Origin of the sequence: Methylobacterium sp. J-067 (assembly GCF_022829465.1) — a bacterium.
In the GTDB taxonomy this organism is placed as follows: Bacteria; Pseudomonadota; Alphaproteobacteria; order Rhizobiales; family Beijerinckiaceae; genus Methylobacterium; species Methylobacterium litchii.
This window is the reverse complement of the sequence record NZ_JAKSXZ010000144.1, coordinates 13,589-25,379: the sequence shown is the minus strand read 5'-3', so window position 1 is coordinate 25,379 and position 11,791 is coordinate 13,589. Positions and strand designations below refer to the sequence as shown.

Sequence of the window (11,791 nt, the reverse complement as noted above, 5' to 3'; positions counted from 1 at the left end):
CGACACCGCGCGCGGTAAGGGGACGGGCGATGGATGATGACGCTTTCGGGGTGCGCCTCGGCGAGGTGATGGCCGACCTGCCGGCGTCCTTCGACGCTGGCCTGCACTTCATCGGCCGCCTGCGCACGCCGTGGACGGAGCGCGCCGACTGCCCGAAGAACGGGTTGCAGACGCAGGAAATCTGCACCGTCGAGGTGGATCCGGCCTACGCGGCCGGGTTGAGCCACGTCACCGGCTGCACGCACCTGATCCTGCTCTACTGGATGGACCGGGCGACGCGGGGCCTGCTCGTGCAGCAGCCGCGCCACGCGGATGGGCCGCGCGGCACCTTCTCGCTGCGCTCCCCTGCCCGGCCGAACCCCACCGCCCTGTCGGTGGTGGAACTCCTGGGGCGCGAGGGCGACAGCTTGCGCGTGCGCGGCCTCGATTGCCTCGACGGCACGGCGCTCCTCGACATCAAACCCTATTACGCTTCCACCGACGCCCGTCCCGAGGCGCAGGTGGACCGCGCGGGCGCCGGCCGATGAAGCGTTTCCTCGCCCCCGCCATCGCCGCGCTGCTGATCTTCGCGGCGGGCGCCATCGCCGGCTGGTCCTCGCGCAAAGCCCCCGCCGACGCGCGGGCCTATGCCGGGATGCGCCTCGTCGCCGTGCAGGTCGCCCTGGACGAGGCGCCGGCGGCGTACGATTTCCTCGCGGGCGATTCGCAGACAGAGCTGCAACCCGGCGACCAGCGGCCCTGCGGCCGCCCTCTGGTCAATGGCGGGGTGAGCGGCGCGACCTCGTCGGCCTATGCGGATTATCTCGCGACCTTGCGCTTTCCGGTGCGGCCGAGCGCGGCCTCGCTGACCATCGGCACCAACGACCTCCTCCTGAAGAACCGCCCGCGCGGGGTCGATGCGGCCTCCCGCTTCGAGGCCTCGGCCGAGCGGATCGTGCGCGGGCTGCAGGGGGTGACGGATCGGGTGGTCGTCACCGCCCTCCCCCCAGTGGGGCGTGAGATCGCGGCCTTCGTGGATGCGGGCGCGGTCGGCGATTATTCGGACAGGCTGAAGGCCCTGTGCGGCCGGCTGGGCTGCACCTTCACCGACCCGTTCGCCGATCTCCGCGACGGTGCGACCGGCTACGCCAAGCCCGGCGCCCTGCGCGACGGGCTGCATCTCGCCAAGTTCAGGCCGGCGCTGCAGGCGCTGGCGCCGGCTTTGTGCGGGGGGTGACGCTGCGCTCCACATTGTGACCGGAATCGACTGCGGTTATATTCCCGGTGATACGGGAGGCACCCATCAGCAAGGCTCGCCAACGCGCTACGCAAACTTATCGGTCTCGTCTCGGCGAGCGCGGGTTGGCGCGCTTCGAAGTGCTCGGCCGCGAGGCTGATCGTGACCTGATCCGGTCCATCGCCCGCACGCTGGCGGAGGACACGCCTGAGGCCACGGAACTGCGCGCCTCCGTCGGCCGTGCGATGGCCGGCGCGCCCCCTCGCACAGGAGGCATCCTTGCCGCGTTGCGCCGGTCGCCTCTAGTCGGGGCCAACCTCGATCTCGAGCGTCCCCGCGAGGATGGGCGTGTCATCGAACTCTGATGCGCTTCCTGCTCGACACGAACATCGTTAGCAACGCCATCAAGCCCCGCCCATCGGACGCGTTGCTGGAGTGGATGGGGCGGCAGGCCGATCAGGATCTGGCCATTGCGACGCTGACCCTGGCGGAAATTCGCCGGGGTATTCTCGACCTTCCGGCCGGCAAGCGGCGCAACGACCTCGCGATGTGGTTTGCCGGGCCGGAAGGGCCACAGGCGCTGTTCGCGGGTCGAGTACTGCCCTTCGATGTGAAGGCAGCCCTCGTTTGGGCCGAACTAATGGCCGAGGGAAAGGCGCGCGGGCGCCCCCGCAGTGTTCTCGATACCATCATTGCCGCCGTCGCTCAGGCGAATGGCTGCGTGGTCGTCACGGAGAACGAGAGGGATTTCGACGGCGTCGCGATCTTCAATCCGATGAAGCCGAGCAGCTGAGCAGGCCCTCACTCACTCCCACTCGATGGTGCCGGGCGGCTTCGAGGTGATGTCGTAGGTCACGCGGTTGATGCCCTTCACCTCGTTGATGATCCGCGTCGCCACGCGGCCGAGGAAGGCCATGTCGAAGGGGTAGAAATCGGCCGTCATGCCGTCCACCGACGTCACCGCGCGGAGCGCGCAGACGTGGTCGTAGGTGCGGCCGTCGCCCATCACGCCCACCGTCTTCACCGGCAGGATCACCGCGAAGGCCTGCCAGATCGTATCGTAGAGGCCCGCCTGGCGGATCTCGTCGAGGTAGATCGCATCAGCCTTGCGCAGGGCGTCGAGCTTCTCCCCCGTGATCGTGCCGGGGCAGCGGATCGCGAGACCCGGGCCCGGGAACGGGTGGCGGCCGACGAAGGCCTCGGGCAGGCCGAGCTCCTTGCCGAGCACCCGCACCTCGTCCTTGAACAGCTCGCGCAGGGGCTCCACGAGCTTCATGTCCATGCGCTCGGGCAGGCCGCCGACATTGTGGTGGCTCTTGATTGTCACCGAGGGACCGCCCGTGAAGGACACGCTCTCGATCACGTCCGGGTAGAGCGTGCCCTGCGCCAGGAACTTCGCCCCGCCGATCTTCTTCGATTCGGCCTCGAACACGTCGATGAACAGGCGACCGATGGTCTTGCGCTTGACCTCCGGGTCCGAGACGCCCTCCAGCGCCGAGAGGAACATGCCGCTCGCCTCAACGTGGACGAGGGGGATGTTGTAGTGGTCGCGGAACAGGGCCACGACCTGCTCGGCCTCGCCGAGGCGCAGCAGCCCGTGATCCACGAACACGCAGGTCAGCTGGTCGCCGATGGCCTCGTGGATCAGCACCGCCGCCACGGCCGAATCGACGCCGCCCGACAGGCCGCAAATCACCTTCTCGGCGCCGACCTGCTCGCGGATCTTGGCGATGGCCTCCTCGCGGTAGGCGCCCATCGTCCAGTCGCCGGAGCAGCCGGCGATGTCGCGCACGAAGTTGCGGATCAGCAGCGCGCCGTGGGGCGTATGCGCCACCTCCGGGTGGAACTGCACCGCGTAGTAGTTCCGCGCCTCGTCGGCCACGGCCGCGAAGGGGGCGTTCTTCGAGATCGCCACCGTGGTGAAACCGTCCGGCAGCTTCGTCACCCGGTCGCCGTGGCTCATCCAGACGGGGTATTTTTCGCCCTTGTGCCACACGCCGTTAAACAGCGGGCACTCGGCCAGGATCTCGACCTCGGCCCGGCCGAACTCCGCGTGGTGGCCGCCCTCGACGGCGCCGCCGAGCTGGGCCGCCATCGTCTGCTGGCCGTAGCAGATGCCGAAGACCGGCACGCCCGAATCGAACACCAGTTGCGGCGCGCGGGGGCTGGCCTCGACGGTCACCGATTCGGGACCGCCGGAGAGGATCACGCCCTTCGGCTTCTGCTCTCGGAAGGCGGCCTCGGCCTTGGTGAAGGGCACGATCTCGCAATAGACGCCCTCCTCCCGCACCCGCCGGGCGATGAGCTGCGTCACCTGAGAGCCGAAATCGACGATCAGGATCTTGTCGTGGTCGGTATTCATCGGCCGCTTTGTGAACGAGGCGCGGCGGGCACGCAACGCGCGTGCCCGTTCGGTCTGGGGAAGGCGCTCAGTCGAAGTTGCGGATCTTGGCCGAACCGCCGAGGCTGATCGCCGGCTTCGGCGCGCCCTTGGCCGCCCCCGCGAGGCTCACCTTCTTCTGGCCCGGCAGGGGCTTGTGCTTGGTGAGCGCCGCCGCCGCATCGACGGAGGGCTTGGCCGGCTTGAGATGGGCCTGCCCGTGGATCACGGCGCCGATCTCGCCGGCCACGCGCATCAGATCCTCACGATCGCAGGCGCGGGCCACCTTCAGGCCGAGCTGGTGCATGTGGCTCTTGCCGTAGAGGTAGGTGGCGAGCTGCGCCCGCTTGAGGGCCGGGATCTGCTCCAGGATCATGGGCAGGTCGTACTCGTCGGCGCGATACACGGAGCCCAGGACTTCCAGGCTCACGGGGCAGTCGATCTCGGGCTCGGCGCCGCTGGTCGGGTGCGCTTGCGTCATGGTCGCCTCTCGGGGATCGCGGGGTCGAAGGTCGGCTCGGATGCCTCACGGGGGGCATCCGTATCAAGCCCCCTCGGGGCAGGAATTTTGAGGGCGGCCGCGCTCGCCACCACCCGCGACACCGGCGGCACCCAGGGACCGAGACAGCCTGTGCAGACCGATTCGATGATCCGCCGCGCCCTCTGATTGCTGCGCTCCCAGGCGGCTTCGCGGGCGGCGCGCTCCGCCTCAGCCCCTCCCCCGGCGCCGAGCGCGGCGGAGTCCGGCTGCGGGCGGATGCGCAGGAACAGTGCCTCCTGCGCCCCGGCCTGGGAGGGGAGCGCGAGGCAGGTCAGCACGGCCGCGCGGCCAAGCGCATTCCTCATGCCTGCCATGCCCCGCCCTCCGTGCACCGAGCCGCATCGGTGCTTCGGTAGGGTAAACGCGCGGTTAACCGGACCCGCTAACCTTTCGTTAACCCGCCGGCGCGACGCTGGGCTTTACCGTTCGGAGGTGTCGCCATGACGTTCCTGAACATTGCACTGCCCGGCCTCGCCTCCCTGATCCTCCTCCATCACGCCCTGCGGCGCGGGATGCAGCCGAAGGCTGTGAGGATCCGAGCCCGGCGCCGGTAGCGTCGGCTCACGCGGGCTTCTCCTCGCGGATCCGGTAGACGCCGACATAGAGCGCCGGCAGGAACAGCAGCGTCAGGAAGGTCGCGGCCAGGATACCGCCGATCATCGCGAAGGCCATCGGCCCCCAGAACACCTCGCGCGCGATGGGGATGAGGCCGAGGCTCGCCGCCGCCGCCGTGAGCAGGATCGGCCGCATCCGGTGGTGCGTCGCCTCGTAGACCGCGTCCCAGGGCGTCTTCCCCTCGGCGTGGAACTCCTCGATCTGGCTGACGAGGATCACCGCGTTGCGGATGATGATGCCGACCAGCGCCAGGATGCCGAGGATGGCGACGAAGCCCATCGGCTTGTCGAACAGCAGCAGCGCGGGCACCACGCCGATCAGCCCCAGCGGCGCCACGGCGAAGACGAGGAACATCCGCCCGAAGCTCTGCAGCTGGATCATCAGCAGCGTCGCCATGGTCAGCAGCATCACCGGCACGACCTGCGCGATGGGCCCCTGCCCCTTGGCCGATTCCTCCACGGCGCCGCCCGTCGCCAGGGTGTAGCTCTCCGGCAGGGCCTGGGTGAAGGCGTCGATGCCGGGCTTCAGGTTGGCGACGATGGTGGCGGGCTGCGTCGCGTCGCGGATCGTCGCCCGCACGGTCACGGTCGGCATCCGGTCGCGGCGCCAGACGATGGGCTGCTCCAGATCGTAGCCGATGGTGGCGAAGGCGAGCAGCGGCACCACCGCACCGTTGGCAAGACCGATCTGCAGGCTCTGCAACGTGTCGAGGGAGGTGCGCTCGGCGGCGCGCGCCCGGCCGATCACGTCCACGAGATAGATCGAATCGCGCACCTGCGTGATGCTCTGCCCGCCCGCGATCCCGTTGAGGAGGCCGGCGATGTCCTGGCTGGTCACGCCGAGCTGGCGAGCCTTGTCCTGAAGGATCTGCACGCGCAGCACCTTGCCGGGCTCGTTCCAGTCGAAGGTCGGCACGTCCAGGCGCGAATCCTGCCCGACCACGTTGGCGAGGTCGAGGGCGCGGCGGCGCACCTCCTGCACGTCGGGGCCGCTCAGGCGATACTGCACCGGCCGCCCGACCGGGGGGCCTAGGCTCAGCGGCTGGACGAGGACGTCGGTGCCGACGAAGTCCTGCCGGCCGCGCGTCTGCAAGCGCGCCATCACCCGGTCGCGGACCTCCAGCGACTTAGTGACGATGACCATCTGCCCGAAGAACGCGTTGTTCAATTGCTGGTCGAGGGGCAGGTAGAAGCGCACCGCGCCCTGCCCGACATAGGACGACCAGCTCACGATCTCAGGATCGTCCTTCAGCCCCGCCTCGAACCGGTCCATTTGGGCCTTGGTCTCGGCGATGGTGGCGTTCTGCGGCAGGGTGAGATCCACGAGGATCTCCGGCCTGTCGGAGGACGGGAAGAATTGCTGCTGCACATGGCCCATGCCGACGATGGCCACCGCCATCAGGCCGATGCACGCCGCCACCGTCGTCCAGCGCCAGCGCATGGCAAGGCGCAGGCTCGCCAGGAAGATCCGCGTGAACAGGCCGCGCTTCTCGGCATGGTGCTTCACCGCCTTCGGCAGCAGGGCGACGCCGATGAGCGGCGCGAACAGCACCGCCACCACCCATGACACGAGCAGCGAGGCCGCGATGACCACGAACAGCGAGTAGGTGTATTCGCCCGCCCCGGAGCCGTTGAAGCCGATGGGCAGGAAGCCCGCCACCGTCACCAGGGTGCCGGTGAGCATCGGGAAGGCGGTGGAGGTGTAGGCGTAGGTCGCGGCCTTCTTCAGGTTCTCCCCGAGTTCGAGCCGCGCGACCATCATCTCCACGGTGATCATCGCGTCATCGACGAGGAGGCCGAGCGCGATGATGAGCGCGCCCAGCGAGATGCGCTGCAACGTGACGTCCATTACCTGCATGACGACGAAGACGATCGCCAGCACGAGGGGGATCGAGACCGACACGACGAGGCCGGCGCGGATGCCGAGGCTCACGAAGCTCACCCCGAGGACGATCACCACCGCCTCGACCAGCGCCTGGGTGAAGCCGCCGACGGCCTCCTCCACGATGTGCGGCTGGTCGGAGACGAGATGCACCTCGACGCCGAGCGGCAACTCGCCCTCGATACGGTGCATCTTCTCCTTCAGGGCCTCGCCGAAATGCAGCAGGTTGGCACCGGGGCGCATGGCGATCGCGAGGCCGAGCGCCGCCTTGCCGTTCACGCGGAACAGCGGCGAGGGCGGGTCCGCGTAGCCCCGGCTGATCTCGGCGATGTCGGCGAGGCGGTAGAAATGGTCGTTCACCCGCAGGTTCACGTCCTGCAGGGAGGTCTCATTGGCGAAGGAGCCGCTGACCCGGAGGGAGATCCGCTCCGGCCCGGCCTGCACCACGCCGGAGGCCGAGACCGCGTTCTGCGCCTGCAACGCCTTGGTGATCGCCTGCAGGTCGATGCCGTAGCCCGCGAGCTTGCGCGGGGAGAAGTCGAGGGAGATCACCTCGTCCTGCGCGCCGAGGATCTGCGTCTTGCCGATATCCGGCACCTTCAGGATCTCGGTGCGCACCTTCTCGACGTAGTCGCGCAGCTGCCGGTAGCTCAGCCCGTCCGAGGAGAAGGCGTAGACGTTGCCATAGACGTCGCCGAACTCGTCGTTGAAGAACGGCCCCTGCACGCCCGAGGGGAACTGGTTCTTGATGTCGCCGAGGCGCTTGCGCGTCTGGTAGAAGGCCGGCTGCACCTGCGACGGCTTGGTGGTGTCGCGGAACTGCACGAACACCGTGGTCTGGCCCGGCGTGGTGTAGCTGCGGACGTAATCGAGCCCGTTGAGCTGCTGAAGCTCCTTCTCGATCCGGTCCGTCACCTGATCGAGGGTGTCGGTGATGGTGGCGCCGGGCCACATGGCCTGCACGACCATCGTCTTGATGGTGAAGGGCGGGTCCTCCTCGCGGCCGAGGCGGCCATAGGCCATCACCCCGGCGAGCAGGCAGACGCCCATCAGGAACCACACGAACGACCGGTGCCGGAGCGCCCAATCGGAGAGATTGAAGTCCTTCACGATCTGATCCGGTCCCACTCGGTCACTCGGCGGCGGTGGCGAGGCGCACGGCCTGCCCGTCGCGGATGGAATGGACGCCCGCCACCACGACGCGCTCGCCGGGCTTCAGCCCGTCCGTCACGGCGATCTCGTCCGGGTTCTCGGGCGCCGGCCCGAGGGTCACGTCGCGGCGGGCGACGGAGGCCCCGTCCGCCGCCACGACCCAGAGCGAGCGCCGCTCGCCCTCGGCCAGCAGCGCGGTCGCCGGCAGCACGAAGCTGCGGGGCTTGGCGCGGCTGAGGGAGACGGTGATCGTCGCGCCCAGGCGGAAGGCCGGGTTCGGGTCTTCCAGGGTCATGCGGATGCGCCGGGTGCGGGCGCCCGTCTCGGCGAAGGGCGCCGTCTCGCGGACGCGGCCCCGCGCCGTCATCTCCGGCGCGCTTTGCAGCGAGACGGTGAAGACCCCGTCCGCCGGCATGGCGCCGACGAGCCCTGCGGGGATGTCGACCACCGCGTCGCGGGCCTCCGGCCGGGCGACGGTGACGACGCCCTGGCCGGCGCTCAGCACCTGCCCGATCTCCGCGAGGCGCTGCGTCACCACCCCGTCGAACTCGGCCTTCAATTCGGTGTAGCCCATCTGGTCGCGGGCCTTCTGCAAGCTCGCCTCCGCCTGCGAGAGCCGAGCCTGCGTCGTGTCGCGCCGGGCCACCGCCTGATCGAGGGAGGCTTGGCTCACCGCGTTGCCCACCATGAGGCGCCGGGTCCGCGCCTCGGCGGCGGTGGCGTTCTCGGCCTGACCGCGCGCATCGGCGAGGTCCGCCTCGGCGCGGGTGAGATCGAAGCGCGAGACCACCGGGTCGAGGGCGGCGAGGCGCTGGCCCTGCTTCACCAGATCGCCCACCGTCACGTCGCGGGCGACCATGCGGCCGGGGATCTGGAAGCCGAGTTGCGACTGGTAGCGCGGCTCCACCGTGCCGGGGAACGGGCCGAAGGTGAGGCTGTCGCTCGGCTGCGCCACCTGCGTCAGCACGGGGCGGATCGGCGCCGGCTCGTGCGCCTCCTTGGTCGGCTTGCAGGCGCCGAGCGCGAGGGCGCCGAGTGCCATGAGGGCGGCGGGGAAGCGGTTCATCGGCGTTCGCCCGTCACGGCCGCGCCCTGGAGCGGCGTCTCGCCGAGGGCGATGGCGGCGACCGTCTGGCCCGGCCGCAGGAACTGGATGCCCGCCACCACGACCTGCTCCCCCGGCTCGATGCCCGATTTCAGGGTGATGACGTTCGGCCCGTAGCGGTCGATGACGACCTTGCGCACCGAGACCGTGCGCTTGGCCGGATCGTAGACCCACACCGCCGGCTGGGTCTCATAGCGGTAGAGGGCCGACCACGGCAGCACGATCACCTCGTTCGGCATGAACGTCCCGCGCCCGACCACCACCGCGCCGAGGCTCATGCCCGGCGGGGTCGATTCGAGCCCGATCTTCACCCGCACCGTGCCGCTCGACGCATCGACGGTGGGCGAGATCTCCCGCACCGTGCCCTTGGTCTTCACCGACGGATCGGCCTGGAGCGAGACCTCCACGACCTTGTTGCCGGGCGGCCGGGCGGTCAGCGCCTCGTAGACGTTAAACACCGCGTCGCGCGGCCCGTCCTGGGCGAGGACGAGGACGGTCTGGCCCGACTGGACCACCTGCCCGACCTCGAAATCCCGCCGGGTGACGATGCCCGGCACGCCCGCGCGCAACTCGGTGTAGTTCAGTTGCTCCTGCGCCGTGCCGAGGGCGGCCTTGCCCGATTCGACGGCGGCCTGGGCCGTGCGCAGCTCCTGCTCCGCGTTGTCGTAGGTCGAGCGGGTCGTGTAGCCGCCGCCGAGGAGCTGCTTCTGCCGCTCGAAGGTGAGCTTCGCCTGCGTGAGCTGCGCCTCCGCCGAGGACAGGGCCGCACGGGCGTTGTCGAGGTTGGCGCGCTGGGTCAGCGGTTCGAGTTCGGCGATGACCTGATCCGCCGCGACATGGTCCCCGACCTCCACGAGGCGCTTAGCGACCTTGCCGTTCGTGCGGAACGAGACGTTGACCTGCGCCTGGGGCTGGATATCGCCGCTGAATACGACATCCTCCACCATGGCGGTCTTGCGCGCCTCCGCGACGCGCACCCGCAGAAGCCCGTCATCCTCCGGCGGCGGAGAGGCGGCGGCGAGGAACGGCGCCGCGAGGACGACGGCGGCAAGCGAGAGGCTGATCTTGCAGCGAGGAGGCATGATGCGGACGGCAGCGCAACGATCGCCGGGCGGCGGGGGAACCTTGGCTCCCTATAATCTCTTCGCTACATACCGTCCAGTCGGTAACTAAGGATCGTCATGCAGCCCAAGCGCCAGCGGCTCGCCGAGCGACCGGAGATCATCCTCGACGCGGCCGACGCCCTGTTGCTGCGCAACGGCGCGCGGGGCCTCACCATCGACGCGGTGGCCGCCGAGGCGGGGCTGAGCAAGGGCGGCGTGCTGCACCATTACGGCTCGAAGGACGCGCTGGTGGCCGCCCTCGTGGCGCGCAAGCTCGCCTCCCTGCGGACGGGCATCGCCGCCTGCGAGGTGACGGAGACGGGGGAGCCCCGGAGCCTCGCGCGGGCCATGGTGGCGCATTTCCGGCGCAACCTCTGCGACGACGACGAGATCTCGCGGTCGCTGCTCGTGGCCTCCATTGAGAACCCGGCGGCGCTGGCCGATTACAGCAGCTTCGTGACGGAACGGCTCGGTCGCCTCGCGGAGTCCGAAGGTGGGTTCGGCGCGGGATCGGTGGCGTTCTTCGCCATCCTCGGCATCGCCATGGGCCGCGCGCTCGGCTTCCACGAGTTCCCGCCGGAGCAATACGACGCCGTCTTCGCGGCCCTCGACCGCATCGCGGCCCTGGACGATCCCACCGCGAAGGCGTGAGCCCTCTGGCCTTCCCCCGCACTTCCGCGCAAAGGCTTGTCCCGCGACACCCAGCCCGGAGCGCATGATGGATCACGCCGCCCTCGCCCCCTATGCCCGGCACGTGCTGGAGGAGGCGACCCTCCCCGAACTGCCGAACCATTACCGGGGCAAGGTCCGGGACAATTACGACCTGCCGGACGGCCGCCGCATCCTCATCACCTCCGACCGGATCAGCGCCTTCGACATCGCGCTGGCCGCGATCCCCTTCAAGGGCCAGGTTCTGACCCAGACCGCCCGGTTCTGGTTCGAGCGCACGGGCGACATCTGCCCGAACCACGTCCTCGCGTATCCCGATCCCAACGTCGTGGTGGGCCGGCGCCTTGCCATCCTGCCCGTCGAGATCGTGGTGCGCGGCTACCTCGCGGGCACGACCTCGACCTCGATTCTCACCCGCTACAAGGCCGGCGACCGCGCGATGTACGGCCACCGCCTGCCGGACGGCCTGCGCCCGAACCAGAAGCTCGACCGGCCGATCATCACGCCCACCACCAAGGCCGACCACGGCGGCCACGACGAGCCCCTGACAGAGGCCGACATCCTCGAGCGCGGCCTTCTCACCGCCGAGCAATGGCGGATCGTCAGCGAGGCCGCGCTGGGCCTGTTCGCGCGCGGCCAGGAGATCGCCGCCGCACGCGGCCTGATCCTCGCCGACACCAAGTACGAGTTCGGCCTCGACGGGGACGGGCGGATCGTCCTCGCCGACGAGATTCACACCCCCGACAGCAGCCGCTACTGGTTCGCGCAGAGCTATCATGAGCGCTTCGCCGCCGGCGCGAGCCCGGAGAGCTTCGACAAGGACTTCATGCGCAACTGGGTCGTCGCCCGCTGCGACCCCTACAAGGACCCGATCCCCACGATCCCCGCCGAGGTGATCCTGGAGACGGCCGCCGTCTACATCCGCGCCTTCGAGACCATCACCGGCCAGGATTTCACCCTGCCCGACCCGTCCGAAGAACCGCTGGAGCGTATCCGCCGGAACATCGCCGCCTATCTCGCGGGAGACACGGCGCCGAATTCGTGAGGCACCCCCTCGCCCGAGCGGAACCGTAAGCCGGCTCCACCATTGTGCCGCCAGGCTGACCGCTGCTGTGGGGGGCCGCTTCTC

Annotated in this window: 12 protein-coding genes; 6 read left to right on the top strand and 6 right to left on the bottom strand. The window is 69.6% G+C overall.

From position 1 onward, the window contains the following. The first annotated feature begins 29 nt into the window (after window positions 1-29). The 4 genes from tsaA (at window position 30) to MKK52_RS22795 (ending at window position 2,009) form a co-directional block, all read left to right on the top strand. Window positions 30-527, top strand: coding sequence for a tRNA (N6-threonylcarbamoyladenosine(37)-N6)-methyltransferase TrmO (gene tsaA, locus MKK52_RS22810; protein ID WP_243958129.1), 498 nt, complete (start codon window positions 30-32; stop codon window positions 525-527). Further along, window positions 524-1,216, top strand: coding sequence for an SGNH/GDSL hydrolase family protein (locus MKK52_RS22805; RefSeq protein ID WP_243958127.1), 693 nt, complete (start codon window positions 524-526; stop codon window positions 1,214-1,216). Before tsaA ends, MKK52_RS22805 begins: the two co-directional genes overlap by 4 nt. A gap of 65 nt (window positions 1,217-1,281) precedes the next feature. Further along, on the top strand, window positions 1,282-1,581 hold the full coding sequence (locus MKK52_RS22800; protein ID WP_243958411.1) for a hypothetical protein: 300 nt from the start codon (window positions 1,282-1,284) through the stop codon (window positions 1,579-1,581). Beyond that, a complete protein-coding gene (locus MKK52_RS22795) occupies window positions 1,581-2,009 on the top strand; it encodes a PIN domain-containing protein (RefSeq protein ID WP_243958119.1) in 429 nt (142 codons plus the stop codon). Before MKK52_RS22800 ends, MKK52_RS22795 begins: the two co-directional genes overlap by 1 nt. Window positions 2,010-2,021: 12 nt before the next feature. Here the strand turns inward: MKK52_RS22795 and guaA are convergent, their stop codons facing one another. The 6 genes from guaA to MKK52_RS22765 form a co-directional block, all read right to left on the bottom strand. After that, window positions 2,022-3,578, bottom strand: coding sequence for a glutamine-hydrolyzing GMP synthase (guaA, locus tag MKK52_RS22790; protein WP_243958117.1), 1,557 nt, complete (start codon window positions 3,576-3,578; stop codon window positions 2,022-2,024). A gap of 67 nt (window positions 3,579-3,645) precedes the next feature. Next, entirely contained in the window at window positions 3,646-4,077 is a 432-nt protein-coding gene (locus MKK52_RS22785) for a hypothetical protein (protein ID WP_243958115.1), read from the bottom strand. Next, window positions 4,074-4,451: a hypothetical protein gene (locus MKK52_RS22780; protein WP_243958113.1), complete on the bottom strand. Its 378-nt coding sequence runs from the start codon at window positions 4,449-4,451 to the stop codon at window positions 4,074-4,076. The genes MKK52_RS22785 and MKK52_RS22780 overlap by 4 nt, the downstream gene beginning before the upstream one ends. 247 nt (window positions 4,452-4,698) lie before the next feature. Then, window positions 4,699-7,743, bottom strand: coding sequence for an efflux RND transporter permease subunit (locus tag MKK52_RS22775; RefSeq protein WP_313898772.1), 3,045 nt, complete (start codon window positions 7,741-7,743; stop codon window positions 4,699-4,701). A 22-nt stretch (window positions 7,744-7,765) separates the two neighbouring features. After that, the gene (locus MKK52_RS22770; protein WP_243958111.1) at window positions 7,766-8,851 is read right to left on the bottom strand and encodes an efflux RND transporter periplasmic adaptor subunit; all 1,086 of its coding nucleotides are present in this window, start codon (window positions 8,849-8,851) and stop codon (window positions 7,766-7,768) included. Then, window positions 8,848-9,972 carry an efflux RND transporter periplasmic adaptor subunit gene (locus tag MKK52_RS22765; protein WP_243958109.1) on the bottom strand — a complete coding sequence of 375 codons (1,125 nt, stop codon included), beginning with the start codon at window positions 9,970-9,972 and terminating at the stop codon, window positions 8,848-8,850. Before MKK52_RS22765 ends, MKK52_RS22770 begins: the two co-directional genes overlap by 4 nt. A 99-nt stretch (window positions 9,973-10,071) precedes the next feature. Between MKK52_RS22765 and MKK52_RS22760 the strand changes: the two genes are divergently transcribed. Then, window positions 10,072-10,644, top strand: a complete 573-nt coding sequence (locus tag MKK52_RS22760; protein WP_243958107.1) for a TetR/AcrR family transcriptional regulator — start codon at window positions 10,072-10,074, stop codon at window positions 10,642-10,644. 67 nt (window positions 10,645-10,711) lie between these two features. Then, entirely contained in the window at window positions 10,712-11,707 is a 996-nt protein-coding gene (locus MKK52_RS22755; RefSeq protein ID WP_243958407.1) for a phosphoribosylaminoimidazolesuccinocarboxamide synthase, read from the top strand. Window positions 11,708-11,791 lie beyond the last annotated feature (84 nt).

Bases quoted from the DNA above. Each gene is read 5' to 3' on its own strand.
- tsaA (WP_243958129.1), top strand. From the start codon at position 30: ATGGATGATGACGCTTTCGGGGTGCGCCTCGGCGAGGTGATGGCCGAC.
- MKK52_RS22805 (WP_243958127.1), top strand. From the start codon at position 524: ATGAAGCGTTTCCTCGCCCCCGCCATCGCCGCGCTGCTGATCTTCGCG.
- MKK52_RS22795 (WP_243958119.1), top strand. From the start codon at position 1,581: ATGCGCTTCCTGCTCGACACGAACATCGTTAGCAACGCCATCAAGCCC.
- guaA (WP_243958117.1), bottom strand. From the start codon at position 3,578: ATGAATACCGACCACGACAAGATCCTGATCGTCGATTTCGGCTCTCAG.
- MKK52_RS22785 (WP_243958115.1), bottom strand. From the start codon at position 4,077: ATGACGCAAGCGCACCCGACCAGCGGCGCCGAGCCCGAGATCGACTGC.
- MKK52_RS22780 (WP_243958113.1), bottom strand. From the start codon at position 4,451: ATGGCAGGCATGAGGAATGCGCTTGGCCGCGCGGCCGTGCTGACCTGC.
- MKK52_RS22770 (WP_243958111.1), bottom strand. From the start codon at position 8,851: ATGAACCGCTTCCCCGCCGCCCTCATGGCACTCGGCGCCCTCGCGCTC.
- MKK52_RS22765 (WP_243958109.1), bottom strand. From the start codon at position 9,972: ATGCCTCCTCGCTGCAAGATCAGCCTCTCGCTTGCCGCCGTCGTCCTC.
- MKK52_RS22760 (WP_243958107.1), top strand. From the start codon at position 10,072: ATGCAGCCCAAGCGCCAGCGGCTCGCCGAGCGACCGGAGATCATCCTC.
- MKK52_RS22755 (WP_243958407.1), top strand. From the start codon at position 10,712: ATGGATCACGCCGCCCTCGCCCCCTATGCCCGGCACGTGCTGGAGGAG.